The organism is Agrobacterium sp. CFBP 3001 (genome assembly GCF_027871605.1).
Classification (GTDB): Bacteria; Pseudomonadota; Alphaproteobacteria; order Rhizobiales; family Rhizobiaceae; genus Agrobacterium; species Agrobacterium leguminum.
The window spans coordinates 94,681-118,926 of sequence record NZ_JAQAHD010000001.1 but is presented as its reverse complement, the minus strand read 5'-3'; the positions used below and the strand labels follow the sequence as shown (position 1 = coordinate 118,926).

At 59.3% G+C, this 24,246-nt stretch carries 22 protein-coding genes; 8 read left to right on the top strand and 14 right to left on the bottom strand.

Going from position 1 to position 24,246, the window contains the following annotated elements:
• Window positions 1-7: 7 nt before the first annotated feature.
• The 7 genes from pncB to PH605_RS00535 form a co-directional block, all read right to left on the bottom strand.
• A complete protein-coding gene (pncB, locus tag PH605_RS00565) occupies window positions 8-1,312 on the bottom strand; it encodes a nicotinate phosphoribosyltransferase (protein ID WP_065654709.1) in 1,305 nt (434 codons plus the stop codon).
• A 210-nt stretch (window positions 1,313-1,522) separates the two neighbouring features.
• A complete protein-coding gene (locus PH605_RS00560) occupies window positions 1,523-1,882 on the bottom strand; it encodes a hypothetical protein (protein ID WP_142844168.1) in 360 nt (119 codons plus the stop codon).
• Window positions 1,883-1,977: 95 nt separating this feature from the next.
• Entirely contained in the window at window positions 1,978-2,829 is an 852-nt protein-coding gene (locus PH605_RS00555) for a C40 family peptidase (RefSeq protein ID WP_142844170.1), read from the bottom strand.
• A gap of 18 nt (window positions 2,830-2,847) precedes the next feature.
• Window positions 2,848-3,192 (bottom strand): MarR family winged helix-turn-helix transcriptional regulator, encoded by a 345-nt coding sequence (locus tag PH605_RS00550; protein ID WP_003524457.1) that lies wholly within the window; start codon window positions 3,190-3,192, stop codon window positions 2,848-2,850.
• Between the two features lie 364 nt (window positions 3,193-3,556).
• Window positions 3,557-4,663: a DUF475 domain-containing protein gene (locus PH605_RS00545; protein WP_142844171.1), complete on the bottom strand. Its 1,107-nt coding sequence runs from the start codon at window positions 4,661-4,663 to the stop codon at window positions 3,557-3,559.
• A 291-nt stretch (window positions 4,664-4,954) separates the two neighbouring features.
• Window positions 4,955-5,872 (bottom strand): DMT family transporter, encoded by a 918-nt coding sequence (locus PH605_RS00540; protein WP_065654713.1) that lies wholly within the window; start codon window positions 5,870-5,872, stop codon window positions 4,955-4,957.
• Window positions 5,873-5,995: 123 nt separating this feature from the next.
• On the bottom strand, window positions 5,996-6,877 hold the full coding sequence (locus PH605_RS00535; protein WP_077984612.1) for a LysR family transcriptional regulator: 882 nt from the start codon (window positions 6,875-6,877) through the stop codon (window positions 5,996-5,998).
• A 106-nt stretch (window positions 6,878-6,983) separates the two neighbouring features.
• Here PH605_RS00535 and PH605_RS00530 point away from each other — a divergent pair, with 106 nt between their 5' ends.
• Window positions 6,984-8,480: a CoA-acylating methylmalonate-semialdehyde dehydrogenase gene (locus PH605_RS00530; RefSeq protein ID WP_142844173.1), complete on the top strand. Its 1,497-nt coding sequence runs from the start codon at window positions 6,984-6,986 to the stop codon at window positions 8,478-8,480.
• Between the two features lie 81 nt (window positions 8,481-8,561).
• Here the strand turns inward: PH605_RS00530 and PH605_RS00525 are convergent, their stop codons facing one another.
• Complete coding sequence (locus PH605_RS00525) at window positions 8,562-9,611, bottom strand: Fe(3+) ABC transporter substrate-binding protein (protein WP_237680907.1); 1,050 nt, start codon at window positions 9,609-9,611, stop codon at window positions 8,562-8,564.
• A gap of 173 nt (window positions 9,612-9,784) precedes the next feature.
• On the opposite strand from PH605_RS00525, the gene rirA reads away from it, so the two are divergent.
• The 7 genes from rirA to PH605_RS00490 all read left to right on the top strand — a co-directional run bounded on the left by rirA (window position 9,785) and on the right by PH605_RS00490 (window position 16,057).
• Window positions 9,785-10,255 carry an iron-responsive transcriptional regulator RirA gene (rirA, locus tag PH605_RS00520; RefSeq protein ID WP_059759126.1) on the top strand — a complete coding sequence of 157 codons (471 nt, stop codon included), beginning with the start codon at window positions 9,785-9,787 and terminating at the stop codon, window positions 10,253-10,255.
• Window positions 10,256-10,425: 170 nt separating this feature from the next.
• The gene (locus PH605_RS00515) at window positions 10,426-11,472 is read left to right on the top strand and encodes an AbrB family transcriptional regulator (RefSeq protein ID WP_142844177.1); all 1,047 of its coding nucleotides are present in this window, start codon (window positions 10,426-10,428) and stop codon (window positions 11,470-11,472) included.
• A gap of 141 nt (window positions 11,473-11,613) precedes the next feature.
• A complete protein-coding gene (gene osmF, locus PH605_RS00510) occupies window positions 11,614-12,525 on the top strand; it encodes a glycine betaine ABC transporter substrate-binding protein OsmF (RefSeq protein ID WP_142844178.1) in 912 nt (303 codons plus the stop codon).
• Between the two features lie 96 nt (window positions 12,526-12,621).
• Window positions 12,622-13,788 (top strand): ABC transporter permease, encoded by a 1,167-nt coding sequence (locus tag PH605_RS00505; RefSeq protein WP_161987716.1) that lies wholly within the window; start codon window positions 12,622-12,624, stop codon window positions 13,786-13,788.
• Window positions 13,785-14,723: an ABC transporter ATP-binding protein gene (locus PH605_RS00500; protein WP_142844180.1), complete on the top strand. Its 939-nt coding sequence runs from the start codon at window positions 13,785-13,787 to the stop codon at window positions 14,721-14,723. The genes PH605_RS00505 and PH605_RS00500 overlap by 4 nt, the downstream gene beginning before the upstream one ends.
• On the top strand, window positions 14,720-15,460 hold the full coding sequence (locus PH605_RS00495; RefSeq protein ID WP_142844182.1) for an ABC transporter permease: 741 nt from the start codon (window positions 14,720-14,722) through the stop codon (window positions 15,458-15,460). The genes PH605_RS00500 and PH605_RS00495 overlap by 4 nt, the downstream gene beginning before the upstream one ends.
• Before the next feature lie 108 nt (window positions 15,461-15,568).
• Window positions 15,569-16,057 carry a gluconokinase gene (locus PH605_RS00490; RefSeq protein ID WP_161987754.1) on the top strand — a complete coding sequence of 163 codons (489 nt, stop codon included), beginning with the start codon at window positions 15,569-15,571 and terminating at the stop codon, window positions 16,055-16,057.
• Here the strand turns inward: PH605_RS00490 and PH605_RS00485 are convergent.
• From PH605_RS00485 to PH605_RS00460, 6 genes are all read right to left on the bottom strand, one after another.
• The gene (locus tag PH605_RS00485; RefSeq protein ID WP_161987718.1) at window positions 16,054-17,355 is read right to left on the bottom strand and encodes an NAD(P)/FAD-dependent oxidoreductase; all 1,302 of its coding nucleotides are present in this window, start codon (window positions 17,353-17,355) and stop codon (window positions 16,054-16,056) included. The two genes, PH605_RS00490 and PH605_RS00485, sit on opposite strands and share 4 nt — an antisense overlap.
• Window position 17,356: 1 nt before the next feature.
• Window positions 17,357-18,718 carry a glutamine synthetase family protein gene (locus tag PH605_RS00480; protein WP_161987720.1) on the bottom strand — a complete coding sequence of 454 codons (1,362 nt, stop codon included), beginning with the start codon at window positions 18,716-18,718 and terminating at the stop codon, window positions 17,357-17,359.
• 254 nt (window positions 18,719-18,972) lie between these two features.
• Window positions 18,973-20,220 carry an NAD(P)/FAD-dependent oxidoreductase gene (locus PH605_RS00475; protein ID WP_142844185.1) on the bottom strand — a complete coding sequence of 416 codons (1,248 nt, stop codon included), beginning with the start codon at window positions 20,218-20,220 and terminating at the stop codon, window positions 18,973-18,975.
• A gap of 101 nt (window positions 20,221-20,321) precedes the next feature.
• Window positions 20,322-21,962, bottom strand: coding sequence for an ABC transporter ATP-binding protein (locus PH605_RS00470; protein ID WP_142844187.1), 1,641 nt, complete (start codon window positions 21,960-21,962; stop codon window positions 20,322-20,324).
• Window positions 21,963-21,967: 5 nt separating this feature from the next.
• The gene (locus PH605_RS00465) at window positions 21,968-23,113 is read right to left on the bottom strand and encodes an ABC transporter permease (protein ID WP_142844188.1); all 1,146 of its coding nucleotides are present in this window, start codon (window positions 23,111-23,113) and stop codon (window positions 21,968-21,970) included.
• On the bottom strand, window positions 23,113-24,207 hold the full coding sequence (locus tag PH605_RS00460; RefSeq protein ID WP_065654722.1) for a microcin C ABC transporter permease YejB: 1,095 nt from the start codon (window positions 24,205-24,207) through the stop codon (window positions 23,113-23,115). Before PH605_RS00460 ends, PH605_RS00465 begins: the two co-directional genes overlap by 1 nt.
• Window positions 24,208-24,246 lie beyond the last annotated feature (39 nt).

Genomic DNA, 24,246 nt, shown 5'->3' with positions numbered 1-24,246 from the left:
AAAAGCTCTAAACCAGAACCTTCTGTTCCTTATGGTCCTCTTCGCCGAAGAACTTCAGGTAACGCTCCACTTCGGCTGGGTCGCCGGTGGCCTTTTGCGGATTGTCCGAGAGCTTCACCGCCGGCCGGCCATTGGCGTCGCTCACCTTGCAGACGATGGAAATCGGCTTGAGGCTGGCGATGGTTTTTGGCGCGCAACCTGCAAAATCATTGGTGAGGTTGGTGCCCCAACCGAAGCTCATGCGGACACGGCCTTCGAAATGCCTGTAGGTATCGATGATGGCGTCGACATCGAGACCGTCGGAGAAGATCAGCATCTTCTTGCGCGGATCGCGGCCCATCTTCTGCCACCACTCGATGATCTTTTCCCCACCTTCGATCGGCGGCGCACTGTCGGGACGGAAACCCGTCCAGTCTGCCACCCATTCCGGCGCGTTGCGCAGGAAAGCCGCCGTGCCGAAGGCATCCGGCAGTACGATCAGCAGGTTGCCGCCATAAAGCCGGTTCCAGTCCTTCAGAACCTGATAGGGTGCTGCGGCGAGCTCCTCATCCGTCTGCGCCAGCGCCGCGACCACCATCGGCAGTTCATGCGCGTTCGTGCCGACGGCTTCGAGATCGGAATCCATGGCGAGCAGGACGTTACTCGTACCGGTAAAGGCGGGCCCGATGCCTTCCTTCAGCGCTTCGACGCACCAGCGTTGCCAAAGGAAGCTGTGGCGGCGACGGGTGCCGAAATCGGAAATGCGCAGGCCCGGCAGCTCCCGCAGCCGCTCCACCTTCTCCCACATCTTGGCCTTTGCGCGGGCATAAAGCACATCGAGCGTGAAATAACCGAGCGAGCGCATGGCGCTGCGCGAGCGCAACTCGTTGATGATGGCGAGCGCCGGGATTTCCCAGAGCGTCGTGTCCATCCAGCGGCCATGAAAATTCAGCTCATATTGCCCGTCGCGCTTGAAAAGCTCATATTCCGGCAATTGATAGCTCGACAGCCAGGAGAGGAATTCCGGCTCGAAAATCTGCGAGCGGCCGTAAAACGTGTTACCCGCAAGCCAGATGTTTTCCTTTTTGGAAAGACGCAGGGTGCGTGCATGATCGAGCTGTTCGCGCAGCTCCATCTCGTCGATTTCTTCCGCCAGCCGCACCGTCTTCGTGCGGTTGATCAGCGAAAACGTCGCGTCGACCTCCGGATAGAGCTTCCAGATCATCTGCAACATCAAGAGCTTGTAGAAATCCGTATCGATCAGGCTGCGGACGATAGGGTCGAGTTTCCAGGTATGATTATGGACACGGGTGGCTATATCGGTCTTCGTCATACTCGCATTCCCCAATATCGGCCAAAGGTCAGAATAGCCGATGTCACTCCGCACCCCGGCAGGTATCAACCTGTCATGCGGAAGATTTATCTGAAAAAGCGACAACAAGTCCAGAGCACCGGCCAGGCAAATGCCCGCCGCCACCGCCCGCGCATCGATTTTCCGAAGAGCGCAATGGGGTTTTCGGTCCGCTGCTGGAGCGATGCCGCCTCAGAAGGTCGGGTCTACGGGGTTTATGCCGGGATACCAGTCCTTGGAAACCGGGTTTCTGCCGCCGAAGCTGGAAATTCCGTTTTCATCGGTGCAACGGTAACCCTGAACGGGAAGTCCACGGCTGCCAAAAACATTCCGGTAGGGGCCGCGCGAATATCCGGTCGAGCCAAGAGCGCTGTGGCAATTGTAACGGACCTTTGGCTGCAGCGTGCGCGGATCCTTGACGCCTGGCAGATTTGCATAGGCATCCGGCGCGGGGGCAAAACCGTTCTGGAAAACAGTCTGCGCCTGCGCCGACACGCTCAGCAAAACCGCCGCGAGGATCGCTGCCAATCGTGTCGCCGTTCTTGTCTTCATCGATGCCGGTCCCGAACCATCATCCAACCGATGTAGGCTGTCGGCGGCTCTCGCACAAAGGGCCTCACAGGCACAATTTCGTGAAAGCCGCCTTTTCAGTCTTCCAGGCGGCGGAAAGCCGTCGGCTTTTCGTACAGCCAGCCGATACGCTCGATGGCCGCATCGAGATTTTCGCGTGCGACATTCATCGTATGGCCATTGGCATGCAGCAGCGTTTCCTCGTTTTCCATGAGGCCGACATGGCCCTTCCAGAAGACGAGATCGCCGCGGCGCAATTCATCCCGCTCTATTTCGACGCCGAGCGACTTCACCTGCATGTCGGTATCGCGCAGAACCCGCCGGCCCGCCATGGCCATGGAAAGCTGCACGAGGCCGGAACAATCGATACCGAAGCCGGAACGGCCGCCCCAGAGATAGGGGGTCTCGATAAAGCGCAGTGCTACCGCCACATAATCCTCTTCAAGCGCCTCATCCACGGCGCGACAATGGGCGGCGATGATGCCTTCGCCCTTTTCGGTCAGCAGGTAACGGGTGCCGCGTGTCTCCGCCTCACCAACGATGCGGATGAGACTGCCCATGGACAGCGCTGCGACCGGCGGTTTGCGCAATTCAGCGGCTGGATAGAGAAAAGTGCGCGGTGCAATCACCCGATGGGTGGCGACAACGACATCGCCGATCGCCGTTTCCGGCACATAGCCGGCATAACCATCTGCATCCGCCTGCACCCATGCCCAGCCATTCGCGTGCTCGAAAACACGGACGGTTTCGCCAGACAGCAGCTCGGTATCGATGCCAGCGGCAAGGTCCGGCGTCGGCCGCAGGCCAACAACCGGCACCGCGATCTGCGCGGGCGAGCCGCTGACAAAACGTTCGGCCTGCACCACGCCCTGCAGCTTTTCATCGGCGAGATCGGAGCGGAAGACATTCAGGCGGCGGTCGAGCATCATGGGTTTCACATCCAGAGGTTAAATCTTGCGCGCCTGATCAATAATCAGATCGCCGAATTTTTCCAGATAAAGCGCACCGGCTACTGTGCGTTTTATCACGACATTGCGCTTGTCCCGCTCATCCCGAACCCGGTCGACCAGTCCAAGAGCACCCAGACTGTCGAGGGCGCGGGTGATAACCGGTTTGGTCACACCCAGCATGGCGGCGAGACCCCGCACGGTGTGCGGCGGCGGCACGAGATAAATCTGCAGCAGGATGGCGGTTTGACGCAAGGTCAAATCCGGCTGATCGTCAATGACCTGCGCCGTGGATACACGATGCCAGAGACCCAGTGCCTCCGTGGGCGACAATTGTGCAGGCAAACCGTGACCCTTCCAGTCGTTGTCTTATCGTTTTCATTCAACCGAACGGAAAACTCAAGAACCATCCCGCACAAACAGAACCGCCGCACGGCGCAGATCAGAAAGATCGCGCGGCGCGGCGGTATTTGTTGACCCGTTTTCGAGCCATGATGTCCCCTCTGGACTTGCAGAATGAGATGCAGGAAGCGTGCCAGTTTTGATGCAACGCACAAGCAATAGTAAAAACAGTGGCTTAATTCAAAAACTCCGCCTTATGGCGAAATTTTTCGCAAAGGATAAACAGCAGCAAAAATAGGCAAAAAAATAATTCAATGCTTAAAAACTGCCTTCCGCCGCGACAGCGGAAGGCATGGGTAATTGCGGATCAGATCTCCGCGCCGCGCGCGGCATCGACCGCATCGGCACTCTGTCGCCGGTTATAGCGGATCGACGACCAGAGCGAGATGCCGATCAGGCCCGCGCCGCCAAGGCCCGTGATGACCTCCGGAATATGCACCATGGTCTGCACGTACATGATGACGGACAGGATGAGGATTGCATAAAAGGCGCCGTGCTCCAGATAGCGATATTCCGCCAGGGTTCCCTTCTCGACCAGCATGATGGTCATCGAACGCACATACATGGCGCCGATGCCGAGGCCGATGGCGATGATGAACAGGTTCTGCGTCAGCGCAAAAGCGCCGATAACGCCATCGAAGGAGAAGCTGGCATCCAGCACTTCGAGATAAAGAAACGCACCGAAGCCGCCTTTCGCCGCGCCTTCCAGCATTTCCTGGCTGCGGTCGAGAATGCCGCCGACGACTTCCACCAGCAGGAAGGTCAAAAGACCCCAGATCGCCGAATGGAAGAAGGTGTTGGCCGCGACCGGACCAAGTTCCGGATTGTCGCTAGCACCGATGATGCGGGAAAAGATCAGCATGACGACCAGCACGAAGGCAATCTCGATGCCCTTCACGGAGGAATAGGTTGCAGCCTTTTCCTCGATCCAGCGCACCCAGTGCACGTCCTTTTCATGGTCGAAGAAGAAGTTGAGACCGACCATCATCAGGAAGGTGCCGCCGAAAGCCGCAATCGGCAGATGGGCGTCACGCATGATTTCCGCGTAACGTTCCGGCTGCGTAGCCGCCATGACAATCGCCGTCCACGGGCCGACATTGGCCGCAACGACCACGATGAGCAGCGGGAAGACGATACGCATGCCGAAAACGGCAATCAGGATACCCCAGGTCAGGAAGCGATGCTGCCAGACCGGTGTCATATCCTTGAGCTTATTGGCGTTGACGATGGCGTTGTCGAAGGAAAGTGAGATTTCCAGCACCGCCAGCACGACGCAGATGAAGAAGATCGTCGCCGTACCGCTCACCGTTCCGGTCATTTCCCAACCGAGATAACCGCCGAGGATCAAACCGACCACGGTGACGATAAAAGCCCACTTGAAGTAGGTAAGCGTGTTTTTCTGGGCAGCGCTCATGTCCGGTCGCCTCCCATAAAGAGGGCGTTCAGGGGCCGACGCAGGGCGTCAGGCCGCACGCAGAAAGCACGCGCGCGAAGCACATTCGGGTTTTTCATAGTTTTTAATCCGCCGGCCAATTTTTGCAGGCGGTACCGACATCGCGAGAGCGCCGTAAAACTCTCGCCAGAGGGGCCCGGCACCTTTGTTTCCTCTGCCGTTGCGAGACAAATCATCGCAGGGCTCTTTCTTACTCCCTGAAGATCACGCCTTCGTCAAGTCCCGTGATCGTGATCAAGGCCCTGAGAAAGATCAAACCTGCTCTGCTGCCAGGTCTTCAGCGGTTTCGCGGCGGCGTTTGAGAGTATTTTCGCGGAAGAAGATATAAAGGCCGGAAAGAACGATCAGGCCTGCGCCGACGACGATACTCGTCTGCGGCACATCGCCGAAGAACAGCCAGCCGAAAATCACCGCCCAGAGCAGCAGCGTATATTGCAGCGGCGCGACGGTGGCGGCATCGGCGAGTTTAAGCGCCCGGTTGACCAGCACATGCGCCGTCATGGCGACGACACCGAGCAGGCCGAGGAAGGCGAGATCGAAACTGGACTGAACCGGCAGCCATCCCGATGGCGTGATGAATACCGCGACAATGCCCGCAAGCGCCGCACCGATGATCTGCCAGAAGGCAAGCACCGTATCCGGCGTATTGCGCAGCTGACGACCGGATAACATCATGAAAGCGAAAGCGGCACTGCCAAGGATCGAAAACAATGCTGCGGAGGTGAGGCTTGCCGAGCTGGGTTTGAGCGCAATGAGAACGCCGACAAAACCGATGGCGATGGCCGTCCAGCGACGCCAGCCCACCTTTTCTCCGAGCAGAAACGGCGAGAGCGCCGCCACATAGATTGGGGCGGCCAGCCAATAGGTCATGACATCGGCGAGCGGCAGGGCCGCGACCGCGAAATAGAAACAGAAAAGCTCTGCGGTGGAAAAGAAAACGCGCGCAAACTGAAGGCCGGGACGTTCAATTCTGACAAGGCCGGAGAGGCCGGCACGCCAGACGATCGGAACGAGGATAATAAGCGCCGCCGCACTGCGAATGAGGATCACCTGACCCTGGCTATAGGTGGCAACGAGCCATTTTCCCATGGCGTCGTTCAGTGCGAAAAGCAGCATTCCAAGCAGCATGACGGCCACGCCGAGGCCAGTCGGCGAAAGCTTACGTATCATAGACATGTCAGTTCCGATCTCTCCCAATGGCTGCATTGGTCGTCCAGCCTGCCATCCTTTGTCAAGCCCCGAACTGCCGGGCCGGAACAATTAATAGTACTAATAATGTCGGCGTGTTGGATGTCAGGTGAAGATTCGCCGTTCTTCGGCAACCAGTTCCTGGAGAAAATCGACCACCGTGCGGACGCGGACCAGTTGACGGGCGGATTCGTGATAGGCCGTCCAGTAGGACCGGCTGATGGTGAGTTGCGGCATGATACGCAGAAGTTCGGGATATTGCCCGGCGATGTAATTGTGCAGGATGCCGATGCCCGCACCGGAACGCACCGCCTCGGTTTGCCCGGTAGCGCTGGAGATTTCAAAGGCGGCGTCCCAGTCGCGCATGATCTCACCGGTAAAGTTAAGTGAAGGCGAAAAGATCAGGTCTTCCACATAACCGATCCGCCGGTGGCGCTTCAGCGCCTCTACATCATCAGGCGTTCCATAATCGGCCAGATAATCCGCCGAGGCATAGAGGCCCAGCGAATAATCGGTGAGCTTTGAAAACATCAGCCTGCCCTGCTCCGGTCTTTCGATGGTGATGGCTATATCGGCCTCACGCTGCGACAGTGAGAAGGAACGCGGCACCGGCACGAGCTGGATTTTCAGATCGGGATAACGCGCCGTCAGCCGGCCGAGCCGCGGCGCGAGGAAAGAAACGCCGAGGCCATCCGGCGCGCCGATGCGCACCGTTCCCGCCACCGCCGTATCGACACGGCCGAGATTTGCCTGGGCATTCAGCATTTCGGTTTCCATCCGCTCGGCCCCGGCAAGAAGGCGCTGCCCCTCTTCGGTCAACTCGCAGCCATTGGTGCTGCGCAGGAAGAGCTGCGTGCCGATGGCCGCTTCCAGTGCGGAAATGCGCCGGCTAAGGGTGGCATGGTTGACGCCAAGCTTTCTGGCCGCCGAAAGAAACTGGCCGCTTCGCGCCACGCTTAGAAACAAACGCACATCATCCCAGTTCACGGCACCCTCCTTATGTCTATTTTTGCACAATGGATGCTTATTTCAGGCGATTGATTTGTGCAAATCGAAAGGTAATGCTGCGCCATCACATTCTGGAGGAACACCCATGAAGGAAATCGGTCATTTCATTAACGGCAAGCATGTGCCGGGCACCAGCGGCCGCACATCGAATGTCTACAACCCGGCCACCGGCGAAGTTCAGGCAACTGTCGCGCTTGCAAGCGACGCCGAACTGCGCGCCGCCGTAGAAAGCGCCAAGGCCGCGCAGCCGAAATGGGCCGCCACCAACCCGCAGCGCCGCGCCCGCGTTTTCTTCAAGTTCGTCGAACTTCTGAACCGCGACATGAACGAGCTGGCGGTGCTGCTCTCCAGCGAGCATGGCAAGACCGTTGAAGATTCCAAGGGCGATATCGTGCGCGGCCTCGAAGTCTGCGAATTCGTCTGCGGCATTCCGCATCTGCAGAAGGGCGAATTCACCGAGGGTGCCGGCCCGGCCATCGACATGTACTCGATCCGCCAGCCGGTTGGCATCGGCGCGGGCATTACGCCGTTTAACTTCCCCGGCATGATCCCGATGTGGATGTTCGCGCCGGCGATTGCCTGCGGCAACGCCTTCATCCTTAAGCCTTCCGAGCGCGACCCGTCGCTGCCGATCCGTCTTGCCGAACTGATGATCGAAGCCGGTCTTCCGGCCGGCATCCTCAACGTCGTCAACGGTGACAAGGGCGCCGTCGACGCCATCCTGACCGATCCGGATATCGGCGCGGTCTCCTTCGTCGGTTCGACGCCGATCGCCCGCTATGTCTATGGCACGGCCGCCATGAACGGCAAGCGTGCGCAGTGCTTCGGCGGTGCGAAGAACCACATGATCATCATGCCGGATGCCGATCTCGACCAGGCGGTCAACGCGCTGATGGGCGCAGGTTACGGTTCGGCCGGCGAGCGCTGCATGGCTGTTTCCGTTGCGGTTCCGGTTGGTGAGGAGACGGCAAACCGTCTCGTCGAAAAGCTCATTCCGCAGATCGAAAGCCTGAGGATCGGCCCCTATACCGACGACAAGGCCGATATGGGTCCGCTCGTCACCAAGGAAGCGCAGACGCGCGTCAAGGGCCTGATCGACAGCGGCGTCACACAGGGTGCGAAGCTTCTGGTCGATGGTCGCGACTTCAAGCTGCAGGGCTATGAAGACGGCTATTTCGTCGGTGGCTGCCTGTTCGACCATGTGACCCCTGACATGGATATCTACAAGACGGAAATCTTCGGACCCGTTCTCTCCGTTGTTCGCGCCAAGAATTACGAAGACGCGCTGGAACTGCCGATGAAGCATGAATATGGCAATGGCGTCGCCATCTATACCCGCGACGGCGATGCCGCCCGCGACTTCGCAAGCCGCGTCAATATCGGCATGATCGGCGTCAACGTTCCGATCCCGGTTCCGCTTGCCTATCACTCCTTCGGCGGCTGGAAGGCTTCGAGCTTCGGCGACCTCAACCAGCACGGGACGGATTCGATCAAGTTCTGGACGAAAACCAAGACGATCACCTCGCGCTGGCCGTCGGGTATCAAGTCGGGCGCTGAATTCGTGATGCCGACAATGAAGTAAGCCACACAAGCAAAAGCCCCGCTGGAAAAACAGCGGGGCTTTTTATTGGATTTCGGCTGGGCGGTAAGGGCTGCGCCGGGATCAGTTGGTCGGGCCGTCGTTGAAACCCACTTCATCCACCAGTTCGGACGCCTGCTTGCGATGGGCGGCTATGTCCGTCAGCGGCAGCTTGTCCGGATTGATGGGGCCGAAGCCCTTCACGACATCGGATGGCTCCGCGCCGGGCAGCACCGGATATTCGAAGACCTGCTTGGCATAGATTTCCTGCGCCTCGCGGGAGGCCAGGAATTCCATAAGCTTCAGCGCATTGTCTTTGTTGGGGGCGTGTTTCGTCAGCGCCATGCCGGAAATATTTACATGTGTGCCGCGATCGCCCGCATTGGGGAAGATCACCCGCACCGATCCGGCCCATTCCTTTTCTTCCGGCTCGCGATCATTGGTCAGCATCAGGCCGACATAATAGGTGTTGCCGAGTGCGATATCGCATTCGCCGGAAAAGATCGATTTCGCCTGGCTGCGGTCGGTTCCGTCAGGCTTGCGGGCGAGATTGTTCTTCAGGCCGGTCAGCCATGTGCGGGTATAATCGACGCCGTGATGGGCAATCATCGAGGCGATCAGCGCGATATTATAGGAATGCTGGCCGTCGCGAATGCAGATCTTGCCCTTCCATTTCGGATCGGCAAGCTCCTCATAGCTAATGTCCTTCTGGGTCACCCGCTCCTTCGACGCATAGACCACCCGGCCGCGCGTGGTGAGACCAAACCATTCGCCCTCGGGGTCGCGCAGATTGGCGGGGATATCCTTTTCGATGACGGGATCGTTGAGGACCGGCTGGGTAACCTTGCCCTCCTTCGCCTCGACGAGACGGGCGATATCGACCGTCAGCAGCACATCCGCGGGCGAATTGACGCCCTCGGCCTGAATGCGTTCCACCAGCCCCTTATCGAGAAAAAGCACATTCGCCTCTATCCCGGTTTCCTTCGTGAAAGCATCGAGCAGCGGCTGGATCAATTCAGGCTGGCGATAGGAATAGACGTTAACCTCCCCTTCTGCCAGAGCGACGGGCGCGGCGACAAGGATCGTCAACCCTGAAAAAACGGCAGCGGAAAAGTATGATTTCAAGCTTGCCATTATGAATGCCTCCATTACATTCCGATTCTTGACTTGTTTGTTCATGAATCATCCGGACGGTCAACAAGGCTGTTCGAGAAATATCGGATGGGTGCCAGTTTTTTCAGTTTCTGGAATTGTTCTAAACTGAAAAAGAGACTATATAACTCCACATTGAGAGTTAGGAGACCAGCATGCGCTTGACCAAACAGACCAACTATGCCGTTCGCATGTTGATGTATTGCGCCGCCAATGAAGGCCATCTGAGCCGCATTCCCGAGATCGCCAAGGCCTATGGCGTTTCGGAGCTGTTCCTGTTCAAAATCCTGCAGCCGCTCAACAAGGCGGGCCTGGTGGAAACCGTGCGCGGTCGTAACGGCGGCGTGCGTCTTGGCAAACCCGCCGAAAAGATCAGCCTGTTCGACGTGGTGAAGGTGACTGAAGACAGCTTCGCCATGGCGGAATGCTTCGAGGACGGTGCTGTGGAATGTCCGCTTGTGGATAGCTGCGGCCTCAACTCGGCGCTTCGCAAGGCGCTCAATGCCTTTTTCGACGTTCTGGCGGAATATTCGATTGACGATCTCGTCAAGGCGCGGCCCCAGATCAACTTCCTGCTGGGCCTCGATACGGAAATGCCGAAAATCGCCGCCCTTCCGGCTGCCTGATCATCCCATTGCCGCATCGGCAATTGCCATAGCCCGTGTCCTTCAGGCCACGGGCTTTTCTTTTATAGAATACGCATGAAATGTAATATTTTTGATCCTGCGTGTTGACGTCGCGAATGGAAGCGGCGCATTTGGTCGCGAGCTTTTTCAAGCAACCAATCAGCGTCGCAATGATCATCAAGCCTGAATTCCATACATTTGCACTCACCGCGCTCGTCGGCAGCATAGGGGCGCTACTCGCCAGCCTCATCGATATTCCGGCGCCTTTTCTTTCCGGCCCGGCACTTGCGGTGACGATCACGGGGCTGGCCGGTGTAAGGCTTGGCGTTCCCGCCTTCATCCGCAATGCCTGTTTCGTCGTCGTCGGCATTTCCATGGGAACGAGCGTGACGCCCTCCGTGATCGACGCCGCAAAGACCTGGCCCGTGAGCTTCGTCGTTGTGCTCGTCGCTGTCGTCATCATGCTCTATGTCGCCTACTGGATCCTGCATTACGGCTTCGGTTACGACCGGACAACGGCGATGCTGGGCGCCTCTCCCGGTCATCTCAGCTATATCATCAGCCTCGGCGCCGAGACGAAAAGCGACCTTGCGACCGTCAGCATCGTGCAAAGCGTGCGGGTGCTGGCGCTGACGCTTTCCGTGCCGCTGATCGTCGAATATTTCGATCTCGTCAGCACGGAACCGCTTGTGGCCAACCCGCCAATGGGCCTTTTCACGCTGGCGCTGACCATCGGCGCATCGCTTCTGACCGGCTGGCTTTTCCTGCGCTGGAAGTTTCCGGCCGCGCTGCTGCTTGGCGGCGTCGCCATTTCCATCGGCACCCACATTACCGGCCTTACCGAAGGCGGCGTTCCCACCTGGCTCAGCCTGCCCGTCTATGTGCTGATCGGCTGCCTTATCGGCACCCGCTTTTCGAATGTCTCACTGATGGACGTGCGGAAAGGCTTTCTGGCCGGCTTCGTCGTTACCATCGCCGTGATGCTGATCGCCGGAAGCATTGCCTGGATGATTTCCGGGGTGACCGGCGTTCCGCTCAATGCCGTCATGATCGCCTATTCGCCCGGCGGCCTGGAGACCATGGCGGCGATGGCGGTGATGATGCATGCCGATACCGCCTATGTCGGCTCCCACCACGTCATCAGGCTCCTGTTTCTTTCCGTTCTAATGCCGCTGGTCATGGGCAAGGACGCACGCAAGCGGGACGGCGAAACCTGACCGTCGGCGCGTAGCCGGAGCCATCGGCGCGAAAACGCAGATGGCATGCAACCATTTTTCCTCCCGGCCGTTTATATTCGGCCGCAATTGCGGCGGCGATCTTTTGCCTGTTCGGCAGGCTGACCCACCGGAGGAACATTCATGAACCGCTTGATGACGTTGACGGGCGCCGGACTTGCGCTTGCCCTTTCTGTTTCCATCGCTCAGGCGCAGGTGGTCGTGTCGTCGAAGATCGACACGGAAGGCGGTGTTCTCGGCAACATCATCCTCGCCGTCCTTAACCAGAACAAGATCGAAACGACGGATCGCATCCAGCTTGGCGCCACGCCGGTTGTGCGAAAAGCGATCACCGCCGGTGAGATCGACATCTATCCCGAATATACCGGCAACGCCGCGTTCTTTTTCTCCAAGGCGGACGATCCGCTCTGGAAAGATGCGGCCAAGGGCTATAAAGAGGCGAAAACACTCGACTTCGATGCCAATAAAATTGTCTGGCTGACGCCATCGCCGGCAAACAACACCTGGGCGATTGCGCTGCGCAAGGATGTCGCCGACAAGAACAATTTGAAGACGCTTTCCGATTTTGGCAAATATGTTGCCAATGGCGGCGAAGTCGTGCTTGCCGCGTCTTCCGAATTCGTCAACTCCGCCGCCGCGCTCCCTGCATTTCAAACCACCTATGGCTTCACCATGAAGCCTGACCAGCTGATCACGCTTTCCGGCGGCGACACCGCGGCCACGATTGCCGCCGCCGCCAACCAGACCAACAATGCCAATGCCGCCATGGTCTATGGCACGGATGGCGGCATCGCGCCCTCCGGTCTTGTGGTGCTGGAGGACGACAAACATGTGCAGCCGGTCTATCAGCCAGCGCCGATCATTCGCGAAGAGGTTCTGAAAAAGCACCCGAATATCGAAGAGCTGCTGAAACCGGTGTTCGAAAAACTCGATCTCGCAACGCTGCAGGATCTGAACGCCCGCGTTCAGGTGGGCGGTGAACAGGCCAAGACCGTGGCGCTCGACTTTCTGACAAAGAACGGTTTCGTCAAGTAACCGCTCGCGGCACCAGAGCGGGTTGCGGGAACCGGTGCGTTCCCGTGGTCCCGTCCCAAATCATGGTACACGGGCCAAAAGACAGGGGAGCAGGATTTGACGAAATGGCCTGACAAAGTGGGCGTTGTGATTTCGTGCCTGCTTCTTTATGCGCTTTTTGCCTCACCTTTCATGACATTCCGTGCCAACCGGATCGTTCAGGGCGAGACACGAACGGTCTTTGAAGCTCTTCCGGGTTCGGCTGCAACTGTTCTCGTCACCATCGTTCTTCTTTCGGCCTTCATCGCCTTTTTCCGCTTTCCCACGCGATTGAAACTCGCATTCGCGCTCACCGGTCTTGCGGCACTGGCGGTTTTCGTCGGGCAGGCGGCATGTTTCCTCATGCCGGAGGGTAACGGTTTTGCCCGCGTTTCACCTGCCAGCGGCTTCTGGCTGATATTTGCCGGGCTGGCTCTGCTCGCTACGGATTGTATTGCGCGTCTTGAGCCGAAGCCCGCTGCCCGGATTTTGCTGCTGCTGGTGGCCATCGCCGCGCTCGCGGCCGTGCTGACAAGCGGCCTCTGGAACGACCTCTCCATCATCAAGGAATATACCGGCCGGGCCGATACATTCTGGACCGAGGCTTTGCGGCATGTGGAACTTGCCATCGGCTCGCTGATCGCAGCGACCGTGGTGGGCATCCCCCTGGGGATACTCTGTTACAAGGTCGAGCGGTTGCGCGCAGGCGTACTGAACAGCCTCAACATCGTCCAGACCATTCCCTCCATCGCCCTTTTCGGCCTTTTGATCGCACCGCTCGGGTGGATCGCGGCCACTGTGCCGGGTGCCGCGAAAATCGGCATTGCCGGCATCGGCATGGCGCCCGCTTTCGTGGCGCTTTTTCTTTATTCGCTGCTGCCGGTGGTTTCCAACACGGTGGTCGGTCTTTCGGGTGTTTCGCAAGCGGTACGGGAAGCGGCGCGCGGGCTCGGCATGACCTCGGTGCAACGGCTGCTGCGGGTGGAATTTCCGCTGGCCATGCCGGTCATCCTCACCGGTATCCGCATCGTGCTGGTGCAGAATATCGGCCTGGCGACGATTGCCGCCCTGATCGGCGGCGGCGGCTTTGGCGTTTTCGTATTTCAGGGCATCGGGCAGACAGCGATGGACCTCGTGCTGCTCGGCACCGTGCCGACGGTTCTTCTCGGCTTTGCCGCCGCGATAACACTCGACGCCATCATCGACAGCAATCTCTTCAGCGCAGGCGGAAGGCAAAAGGCATGATCGAAATCGACACCATCACGAAACGATATGGCGATGCCGCCGTCGTGGATCAGGTATCGCTGACTGTCGCGCCGCGCACCGTCACCGTCATCGTCGGCACCTCCGGCTCGGGAAAGACCACTCTGCTGCGCATGATAAACCGGCTGGTGGAGCCCACCTCCGGCACGATCCGTATCGATGGTGAGGATGTCAGCGCGATGCCCGGTTTCAAGCTGCGCCGCCAGATCGGCTACGCCATTCAGGGCCATGGCCTGTTTCCGCACCGGACGGTGGCCGAAAATATCGCGACCGTTCCGCAGCTGATCGGCTGGGATCGCAAGCGGATCGAGGCGAAGATCGATGCGCTGATGCATCTCTTCCAGCTCGATCCCGCGCTTTATGCCGACCGTTTCCCGCATGAACTCTCAGGCGGTCAGCAGCAGCGTGTCGGCGTGGCGCGTGCGCTGGCCGCCGAGCCGAACATTCTTCTGATGGACGAACCATTCGGCGCGCTGGACCCGGTGATCCGCGCCAAGGCCCAGAACGATCTTCTCGATATCCAGAAAAAGCTCGGCGTGACCGTCGTTCTCGTCACACACGATATGGACGAGGCTTTTCATCTGGCGGATCGTATCGCCGTGATGGACAAGGGCCGTATCGTACAGGACGGCCCGCCGGCCGAACTGGTGCTGAAACCGGCGACGGATTTCGTGCGCACCATGATCGGCGAAAACGAACGGGCGCTGAAACTGCTGTCCGTTCTCTCCGTTGCCGATGTCGTGGAGCCGGGAAACGCAGAGGGCGAACCGCTCAGCGAGCATACAAGCCAGCGCGACGCCCTGTCGGCTATGCTATGGGCGGGCTGCGATGCCTTGCCGGTCGTCAGGGACAATGGGCAACCCGCCGGCCGGGTTCGGCGTGACGTTCTCCTCCAGCGTGCCGCCGGAGCCCCATGAAAAACGCCTTATCCTTGTTTGCCCTCGGTTTCCTGACGCTGGCGCTGATCATCTTCCTTGCCGTGCCGCAGGTCTTTGCGCCGGTGTTCCGCCCTCTCGTGCAGGCGAATGCGCCGGCAATCTACACGCAGGCCAATCTGTTTTCCCTCACGCTGTCGCATCTGACCATTGTGGCGATTGCCACGGGGCTGGCCACGCTCACGGCGGGAGCGCTCGCGGTTCTCGTCACCCGGCCGTTCGGGGCGGATTTCCTGCCGCTGTCGCGCAGCATCGTCAATATCGGCCAGACCTTTCCGCCGGTAGCGGTGCTGGCGCTGGCCGTACCGATGATCGGTTTTGGCGAAAAACCAACGCTCATTGCCCTGTTTCTCTATGCGCTTTTGCCGGTATTCGAAAATACGCTGACGGGTCTTACAACCCTGCCCGCCACGGTGATGGATGCCGCGAGAGGCAGCGGCATGACCGGCTGGCAACGCCTTGTCAAAGTGGAGTTGCCGCTTGCCCTTCCAGCCATTCTCGCCGGCATCCGGCTTTCGGCGGTCATCAGCCTTTCCACCGCAACCATCGGCTCGACCGTCGCGGCGCGCACCCTCGGCGAAGTGATCATTGCCGGCCTGCAATCCAACAATCTGGCCTTCATTCTTCAGGGCGGGCTGATCGTTGCGGCGCTGGCGATCCTGATTCACGCTGCCTTTTCCGCCCTGGAGAAGAGTGCGGCGCGCAAAACCGGGCACTGACCCAGGCAAGCCCCGCATTTTTATATTCCCGATGCCTGCCGCACATGGTAGGGGCTGACCGTCGAAACAGAAACATTCGAGGTTCGGGTGACACAGGCAATTGTCGTGATGGGAGTGAGCGGCTCCGGCAAGTCCACGGTCGCGGAAGCAGTGGCGAAGAAACTGGGCGTTCCTTTCATAGAGGGCGACAAGCTTCACCCGAAATCCAACGTCGATAAAATGTCCGAGGGTATTCCGCTGACGGACGAAGACCGCTGGCCCTGGCTCGATCTGATTGGCGCGGAACTGCGCAAGGGCAGCGAAAGCAACGGTGTCGTCGTTTCCTGCTCGGCGCTCAAGAAAATCTATCGTGACCGGCTTCGCAAGGCCACTGGCGGCCCGCTGGCTTTCGTCTATCTGGATGGCAGCCTGGAGCTTCTCAGCCGGCGCATGGGCGAACGCAAGGGCCATTTCATGCCGCTTTCGCTGCTTCAAACCCAGCTTGCCACGCTGGAAGTGCCGACTGGCGAACCGGGGGTCGTGACCGTCAGCATCGATGCCACACCGGAGGATATTGCGAATAACGCACTTTCCGGTTTAAAGACGGTGACGTTCTAAAATCCGAGCCTGTCGCGCAGGCCGTACCACCACGCGCCAAGCACGGTCAGCGGCACCCGGAAGGTCTTGCCGCCGGGGAACGGATAGTTCGGCAGCGAGCTCCAGATATCGAAACGTTCGGCGTGGCCGGCAACGGCCTCGCCCAGTATCTTGCCGAGCAGATGGGTTGTCGTAACACCATGGCCGCTGTCGCCATGCGAGAAATAGATATTGTCCGACAGCCTGCCCATATGCGGAATGCGCGTCAGGGTCAGCGCGAAATTGCCGCTCCAGGCAAAGTCGATCTTCGTTTTTTCCAGTTGCGGGAAGGTTTTGAGCATGTTCGGGCGGATCACGCCCGTGAGGTCAGCCGGATCGCTGCCGCCATAACCGATGCCGCCGCCATAGAGCAGGCGATTATCCGAGGTCCGGCGGTAATAATCGAGAATGTAATTGGCATCCTCGACGCAATAATTGGCGGGCAGAAGGGCCTCGATCAGATCGGCATCGAGCGGCTCCGTCGCCATGACCTGGCTTGAGACCGGCATCATGCGGTCGCCGATTTCTGGCAAGAGTTTGCCGAGATAGGCGTTGCCGCAGACGAGGACATATTTCGTCTTCACGCTGCCTGTTGCCGTGCGCACCACGGGGTTTGCGCCCTGCTCCACCGCAATGACCCGCGAATTTTCGAATATGCGCGCACCGAGGCTTTCCGCCGCCGCCGCTTCGCCCTGCACCAGATTGAGCGGGTGGATATGCCCGCCGAAGCGGTCGATCATGCCGCCGGCATATCGATCGGTCTTCACATACTGGCCGACATCCGCCTTCGAGACCATTTCGAGCCCGCCATGGCCGTGTTTCGCCCAATGGGTTTTGTGAGCCTCCATCTCGCGAATCTGTTTCGGCGTGAAGGCGGCGAAGAAACCGCCATCGACGAGATCGCAATCGATGGCGTATTTGGCAATGCGGTTGCGGATGATCGCGCCGCCTTCAAGCGACATTTCGCCGAGTTTCACCGCCTTGTCATGCCCATAGCGGCCAGCGATGGTCTCGAGATCGCGGCTATAGCCGTTGACGATCTGGCCGCCATTGCGACCCGAAGCGCCGAAGCCGACGCGGACGCCTTCCAGAACGATGACGGAATAGCCGCGCTCACTGAGTTCCAGCGCGGCGGAAATGCCGGTGAAGCCACCGCCGATGATGCAGACATCGGCGTCCAGCGCGCCTTCGAGTGTCGGCCGCACGGTTTTGACATTGGCGGAGGCCGCATACCATGACGATGTGTGGCCGGGATTGGGAATGTTCGTTACCTCAGCCATCTCACACCGTCCTGATATAGGCGTCATATTCGACGTCGGTTACACGCAAGGAAAATTCGGAAAGCTCCTGCTGTTTGCAGGCGGAAAACAACGTGCGGTACTTCTGGCCGAGCGTCGCATAGGCAAAGCTCGACCGCGTGAAGCGTTGCAACGCATAGTCCCAGTTGGTGGGCAGCGGCTCGTGATTGATCGCGTGGCTGTCGCCGGCAATCGCGCCACCCGGTTGGCGCTTCTCCTTCATGCCAGCCAATGCGGCGCTCAGGATCATCGCGACAACGAGATAGGGATTGGTATCGGCGCCGGCGACCCGGTGTTCGATACGCGTCGCGGCCTTGCTGGCAACGATGACACGCACAGCCGCCGAGCGGTTGTCGATGCCCCAGGAGGCGTAGGTCGGTGCGTGTTCGCTGGGGGTCAGACGACGATAGGAATTGGCATGGGGGGCGAAGATCGCCATGCTTTCACCCATGTTTTCCAAGAGGCCGCCGACCGAATGCATCAAAGCATCCGATGGGCCATCCTCTCCGGCGTAGATGTTCCTGCCGTCCCTGTCGAGAACGGAAAAATGCACGTGCATGCCGTTGCCGGCCTGCAACCCATAAGGCTTGGCCATGAAGGTGGCGTCGAGATCATGCCGCCGCGCCACGCCCTTGACGATACGTTTCAGAAAGACCGCGAAATCGGCCGCCTGCAACGCATCCGGAACATGATTGAGGTTGATCTCATATTGGCCGGGACCGTTTTCCCGCAACGTCGTATCGGCAAGCACGCCCTGTGCGCGGCAGGCCGTGGCAATATCATGGAAGACATCCTCGAAATCCTGCAGTTCGGAAATCGACAGAACCTGGGTCTGGCCCGTGTGCCAGCGGCCCTCGCGGCTATGCGGCGGACGGACGGGATCGAGCGCGGAGCGGACGGGATCGATCAAGTAAAATTCGAGTTCGGTGGCAACGACCGGTGTGAGACCGGCCTTTTTATAAGCGTTCAGAACCTGCGCCAGAACATGGCGCGGATCGCCATAAAAGCCGGTTCCATCCGGATTTTTCATTGCCAGCAGAACCTGCGCCGTCGGGCGGCCAAGCCATGTCACCCGCGACAGCGTGCCTGGAACGGGGAAACAAAACCCGTCCGGATCGCCCGTGCCTTCCGCAAGGCCTGCGGCATGCACATCCCGGCCCCAGATATCCAGCGCATAGACCGACCGGGGAATGGCCATTCCCTTTTCAAGAACGTCGATTGCCCGTTCGCGCGGAATCCATTTGCCGCGCGGCACGCCGTTCGCGTCTATGACGAAAGCTTCGAGAATTTCGATATCGGGGTTATCGGCGAAAAATTTCTTTGCGTTTTCAATATCATCCATCATGCACCAGCAAGCCGTTTCCATCTCGTTTCATGCGCAGCGAGTTGCGCTAACGAAAGTCGTCCTGCTGCTGATAGATGAGAAACCTCGCCACCATGATGACGTTTCGCCCCTTTTCCCCTTTAGATCATTACATGATCTAAATTATATAGTTAGAACGGGATTTCAGGCGAAAACCGCTTACACTTTTCGCCATCCCGCCCCAGCATGCGACCATGTTACGTGGCCTGTCCCCGGAAGGCCAGCGGATTTAGCTATCAGGGATTGAACCTTTCAGCGCGATAGGCGTCGATGGCGATAACCGGCGTTTCACCCAGCATGGTTTCCGCCAATACACGGCCGGTGATCGGCCCAAGTGTAAGGCCATGGTGGGCGTGCCCGAAAGCAAACCACAATGTTTTATGGCGCGGCGCTTTGCCGATGATCGGCATCATATCCGGCGTGCAGGGCCTCGCACCCATCCACGGTTCCGCATCCAGCCGGCCGCCGAGAGGAAAGACGGTGCGCGCCACCCGCTCTGCCCGCTCGATCTGCACGGGAGATTTCGGTGCATCGCGTTCAGCAAATTCCGCGCCCGTCGTCAGGCGGATGCCCTTTCGCATCGGCGCGAGGAAATAACCGCGCTCGGCGTCGATCAGCCAGTTATTGAGCTTCGTGCCCTCCTGCGGCGCATAATGCATGTGGTAACCGCGTTTCACACCGAGTGGAAAGCGGTAACCCAGCCGTTCCGTAACGATATCCGCCCAGGGGCCAAGTGCCACGACGGCATGTTCGGCCTCGACCGCGCCGGTTTCGGTGCGCACCGTCCACCCGCTCACCGTCTGGCTGAGGGTGGAGGCATCGCCCCTGACGAAGCTTCCGCCGAGGCTCTCGAACAGCCGGACATAAGCGAGCGTCAGCGCATGCGGATCGCGCACCGACCAGGGATCGTTCCATTTCAGGCCGCCGACGAAATCATGGCTCAGATGCGGCTCGGCTGCGGCAAGCTCCTCGGCGTCGAGTTTCGTATGGGAAATGCCATGGTCGCGCGCCAGACGCTCGGCGAAAGCAAAATCGGCATCCCGCCTTGCGGCGGTTCTGTACGCCTCCATCCAGCCGTTCTTGACGATCAGATCACCGGCTTTCGCCTCCTCGATCAGGATATTGTGCTCCGAAACCGAATGCTCGATCAGCGGCGCATAGGCGCGGGCAATTGCCGCGTGGCGCGAGGCTGCGGAATTGTACCAGTAGCGGCCGAGAAAAGGCGCGATCTTCGGCAAAGCGGAGAGGTGATAGCGGGCATCGATGCTGTTGTTCAGGGAATAGCGCAGCAACAGGGCGAGATCCTGCGGGAAGGCATAAGGCACGACGCCTTCTCTCTGGATCAGCCCGGCATTGCCGAACGAGGTCTCCTCACCCGGCCCGCGCCGGTCGACCAGCACCACCGACTTACCCCTGCGGGCCAGTTGCAAGGCGATGGAGACCCCGATGATCCCTGCCCCCAAAACGATCACATCCGCTGCCATGGCAATCAATCCGTTTCCGCGTCACATGCCCCTCAACATGGGTCGGCATTTTCCGCGAAGCAACAGAAAAATCATCACCTTAACAGAAACAGCAATGCAGCCTAGTGGCTTATAGCGTTCGTTTTCATCGCCTCGATGTTGAAGGCGGCCGCCAGCAACGCCTTGGTATAGTCCTGCTGCGGGTCAGCGAAGATTTCCGCCGCCGGGCCGCTCTCCACCACCTTGCCATGGCGCATGACGATCAGGTCGTTGGCGAGCGCCTTCACCACCTTCAGATCGTGGCTGATGAAGAGATAGGCGAGTTCGTGCTTCGCCTGCAGATCGCGCAGCAGATCGACCACCTGCGCCTGCACGCTCATGTCAAGCGCGGAGGTCGGCTCATCCAACATGACGAAACGCGGTTTCAGCACCATGGCGCGGGCAATAGCGATGCGCTGGCGCTGGCCGCCGGAAAATTCATGCGGATACCGCCAGCGGGTGGCCGGATCGAGGCCGACCTCTTCCAGCGCGGTGGCGACACGCGTATCGCGCTCGTCGGCAGACAGAGACCGCTCATGCACCTTCAGGCCTTCCGCGACAATCTCGCCGACCGACATTCGTGGACTGAGCGAACCGTAAGGATCCTGAAACACCACCTGCAGCCGGTTTCTGAGCGGCTTCATCATTTCATAGGAATAGTGGTCGATCGACTGGCCGATGAAGCTGATACGCCCTTCAGACGCAATCAACCGCGAGAGCGCCAGACCGAGCGTGGTCTTGCCGGAACCGGATTCGCCCACCACGCCCACCGTCTGGCCGGCGCGGAGGGTAATATCGATGCCATCGACCGCCTTCACATGGTCGACCACCCGGCGCATCAGCCCCGCCTTGATGGGAAACCAGACCTTGATATCGTCACCCTGCATGACCACGGGTTTGCTGGCGTCGGAATGTGGCGGCTCGCCCTTCGGCTCCGCCGCCAGAAGATGGCGCGTATAGGCGTGCTGCGGATCGTTGAAAACCTGCTCCACTGTGCCGGTCTCGACAATCTTGCCCTTGGTCATGACGCAGACGCGGTCGGCAAATTTGCGGACAATGCCGAGATCGTGGGTGATGAACAGCATGGACATGCCGTGCTTCGTCTTGAGGTCGCTCAGAAGTTCGAGGATCTGGGCCTGAACCGTCACGTCGAGCGCCGTCGTCGGCTCATCGGCGATCAGCAGTTTCGGCCGGTTGGCAAGCGCCATGGCGATCATCACGCGCTGCCGCTGGCCGCCGGACAATTCATGCGGATAGGCCTTGAGGCGCTTTTCCGGTTCGCGGATACCCACCTGCAGCAGCAGTTCCAGCGTGCGCGCCCGTGCCTGCGCTCCGGTGATTGCCTGATGCAGTTCCAGAATCTCGCCGATCTGCCGCTCGATGGTGTGGAGCGGGTTGAGCGAGGTCATCGGCTCCTGGAAAATCATGGTGACGTCGTTGCCGCGGACCGCGCGCAGGGAGCGTTCCGGCAAAGTCAGCATATCCTTGCCGTCGAACAGGATTTTCCCCGAGGGATGGCTTGCCGCCGGATAGGGCAGCAATTTGAGAATGGAGTTCGCCGTCACGGACTTGCCGGAACCGGACTCGCCGACGAGGGCAACGACTTCGCCCGGCATCAAATCGAAGGACACATGATCGACAGCGATGCTCGTCGCGCCGCCTTGATGAAAGGCGACGGAGAGATCGCGGACGGAGAGAAGCGGTTGGGTCTTTGTTTCCGTCATGGCGATCACCGGAACGTCTTGCGTGGATCGAAGGCGTCGCGCACCGCTTCACCGACGAAAATCAACAGTGAGAGCATGATGGACATGGTGAAAAACGCAGTGAGGCCAAGCCAGGGGGCCTGAAGGTTGTTCTTGCCCTGCGCGATCATCTCGCCCAGCGACGGCGATCCCGGCGGCATGCCGAAGCCGAGGAAATCGAGCGAGGTGAGCGTCGTGATCGAACCGGAGAGGATGAAGGGCAGGAAGGTCAGTGTCGCCACCATGGCGTTGGGCAGAAGGTGGCGGAACATGATCGTCCAGTTACCGACGCCAAGCGCACGGGCGGCGCGGACATATTCGAAGTTTCTGGCCCGCAGGAATTCGGCGCGCACGATGCCGACGAAGCCGACCCATGAAAAGAGCAGCATGATGCCGAGCAGCACGAAGAAGCCCGGCGGCAGGATGGCCGCGATGATGAGCAGGATGTAGAGCACCGGCATGGACGACCAGATTTCGATGAAACGCTGTAACAAAAGGTCAGTCCAACCGCCGAAATAACCCTGGATCGCACCGGCAGTGACGCCGACAAGGGCCGACGCAATGGTCAGCGTCAGGCCGAACAGCACGGAAATACGGAAACCATAGATCATCCGCGCCGTGACGTCGCGGGCCTGATTGTCGGTTCCGAGCCAGTTGAGATTGCCAAGCGTGCAGCCGGGATCGGCATCGCCCTGCGGGTAAGCCGAGCAGCGATCCTTTTTATCCATCAGCCAGAAGGGCGCGGTCGGCGCCGAATGCGGAATATTGGAATTGACCGTCTGATAGGAGTAGCGGATCGGTGGCCAGATCATCCAGCCATTGGCGTTGATCTCATCCTGAATGAAGGAGGATTTGTAATCGGTCTGGGCAAGGAACCCGCCGAATTTTTCCTCCGGATAATCCACCATGACCGGCACCAGCAACTCGCCCTTGTAGGAAGCGAGAATGGGTTTGTCATTGGCGATGAATTCCGCAATCAGGCTCAGGAAAAACAGGATCAGGAACAGCCAGAAGGACCAGTAACCGCGCCGGTTTGCCTTGAAATTCTGCCAGCGGCGCTTGGTGGTCGGCGAGAACCACGGGCGCTTCGGTTTTACCAGCGTTTCCGTTTCGGCGGCATGGGCAAGTGTCATCACACATCCCTCCGCTCGAAATCGATACGTGGATCGATCCATGTATAGATCAGGTCGGAAATGAGACCGACGACCAGGCCCATCAACGAGAAGATGAAGAGCGTGCCGAAGACGATCGGGTAATCGCGGTTGACCACCGAGAGATAACCGAGGCGGCCGAGGCCATCGAGCGAGAAGATATTCTCGATCAGCAGCGATCCGGTGAAGAAGGCCGAGATGAAGGCGCCGGGAAAACCGGCGATCACGATCAGCATCGCATTGCGAAAGACATGACCATAAAGAACCCTGCGCTCGGTAAGGCCCTTGGCGCGGGCGGTGATGACATATTGTTTCTTGATTTCGTCGATGAAGGAGTTCTTGGTCAGAAGCGTCGTCGTCGCGAAGGCCGAAAGCGACAGTGCGATGAGCGGCAGGGTCAGATGCCAGAAATAGTCGATGATCTTCTGCCACCAGTTCAGCTGATCAAAATTATCCGATACCAGACCGCGCAGCGGGAACCAGTCGAAGAAGGAGCCGCCGGCGAAGAGGACGATGAGCAGGATACCGAACAGGAAGCTTGGCACGGCATAACCGATGATGATGATGCCGGAGGTCCAGACATCGAAGGTCGAGCCGTCGGACACGGCCTTCTTGATGCCGAGCGGAATGGAGATGATGTAGGAAATGATCAGGATCCAGAAGCCGAGCGAGGCCGAGACCGGCAGCTTGTCGATGATGAGATCGATCACCGAGGAATTGCGGAAGAAGCTGTCGCCGAAATCGAAGCGGATGTAATTCCACATCATCTCGAGAAAACGGGTAAGCGGCGGCTTGTCGAAGCCGAACTGTTTTTCGAGCTTGGCGATCAGTTCCGGATCGAGACCCTGCGCACCGCGATATTTCGAACCGCTATCATCGAAACCGCCGGACTGGCCCATGAGATCGCCGCCGCCCGATAACCGGTCGGAGGCGCTGTCGCCCTGCCCGGTCAATTGCGCGACGACCTGTTCCACCGGCCCGCCCGGCGCGAACTGGATGACGAGAAACGAAATGCCCATAATGCCGATGATGGTCGGGATCATCAGCGCCAGACGTCTGAGGATATAGGCGCCCATCAGCCTCTGCTCCCGGCCGATACGTCAGCGGTTTTCGTT

What these genes read in the sequence shown, in the direction of transcription:
- pncB (WP_065654709.1), bottom strand. Translation starts at nt 1,312, where the DNA reads ATGACGAAGACCGATATAGCCACCCGTGTCCATAATCATACCTGGAAA.
- PH605_RS00560 (WP_142844168.1), bottom strand. Translation starts at nt 1,882, where the DNA reads ATGAAGACAAGAACGGCGACACGATTGGCAGCGATCCTCGCGGCGGTT.
- PH605_RS00555 (WP_142844170.1), bottom strand. Translation starts at nt 2,829, where the DNA reads ATGATGCTCGACCGCCGCCTGAATGTCTTCCGCTCCGATCTCGCCGAT.
- PH605_RS00545 (WP_142844171.1), bottom strand. Translation starts at nt 4,663, where the DNA reads ATGAGCGCTGCCCAGAAAAACACGCTTACCTACTTCAAGTGGGCTTTT.
- PH605_RS00540 (WP_065654713.1), bottom strand. Translation starts at nt 5,872, where the DNA reads ATGATACGTAAGCTTTCGCCGACTGGCCTCGGCGTGGCCGTCATGCTG.
- PH605_RS00530 (WP_142844173.1), top strand. Translation starts at nt 6,984, where the DNA reads ATGAAGGAAATCGGTCATTTCATTAACGGCAAGCATGTGCCGGGCACC.
- PH605_RS00525 (WP_237680907.1), bottom strand. Translation starts at nt 9,611, where the DNA reads ATGGCAAGCTTGAAATCATACTTTTCCGCTGCCGTTTTTTCAGGGTTG.
- rirA (WP_059759126.1), top strand. Translation starts at nt 9,785, where the DNA reads ATGCGCTTGACCAAACAGACCAACTATGCCGTTCGCATGTTGATGTAT.
- PH605_RS00515 (WP_142844177.1), top strand. Translation starts at nt 10,426, where the DNA reads ATGATCATCAAGCCTGAATTCCATACATTTGCACTCACCGCGCTCGTC.
- osmF (WP_142844178.1), top strand. Translation starts at nt 11,614, where the DNA reads ATGAACCGCTTGATGACGTTGACGGGCGCCGGACTTGCGCTTGCCCTT.
- PH605_RS00500 (WP_142844180.1), top strand. Translation starts at nt 13,785, where the DNA reads ATGATCGAAATCGACACCATCACGAAACGATATGGCGATGCCGCCGTC.
- PH605_RS00495 (WP_142844182.1), top strand. Translation starts at nt 14,720, where the DNA reads ATGAAAAACGCCTTATCCTTGTTTGCCCTCGGTTTCCTGACGCTGGCG.
- PH605_RS00490 (WP_161987754.1), top strand. Translation starts at nt 15,569, where the DNA reads ATGGGAGTGAGCGGCTCCGGCAAGTCCACGGTCGCGGAAGCAGTGGCG.
- PH605_RS00485 (WP_161987718.1), bottom strand. Translation starts at nt 17,355, where the DNA reads ATGGCTGAGGTAACGAACATTCCCAATCCCGGCCACACATCGTCATGG.
- PH605_RS00480 (WP_161987720.1), bottom strand. Translation starts at nt 18,718, where the DNA reads ATGATGGATGATATTGAAAACGCAAAGAAATTTTTCGCCGATAACCCC.
- PH605_RS00475 (WP_142844185.1), bottom strand. Translation starts at nt 20,220, where the DNA reads ATGGCAGCGGATGTGATCGTTTTGGGGGCAGGGATCATCGGGGTCTCC.
- PH605_RS00470 (WP_142844187.1), bottom strand. Translation starts at nt 21,962, where the DNA reads ATGACGGAAACAAAGACCCAACCGCTTCTCTCCGTCCGCGATCTCTCC.
- PH605_RS00465 (WP_142844188.1), bottom strand. Translation starts at nt 23,113, where the DNA reads ATGACACTTGCCCATGCCGCCGAAACGGAAACGCTGGTAAAACCGAAG.
- PH605_RS00460 (WP_065654722.1), bottom strand. Translation starts at nt 24,207, where the DNA reads ATGGGCGCCTATATCCTCAGACGTCTGGCGCTGATGATCCCGACCATC.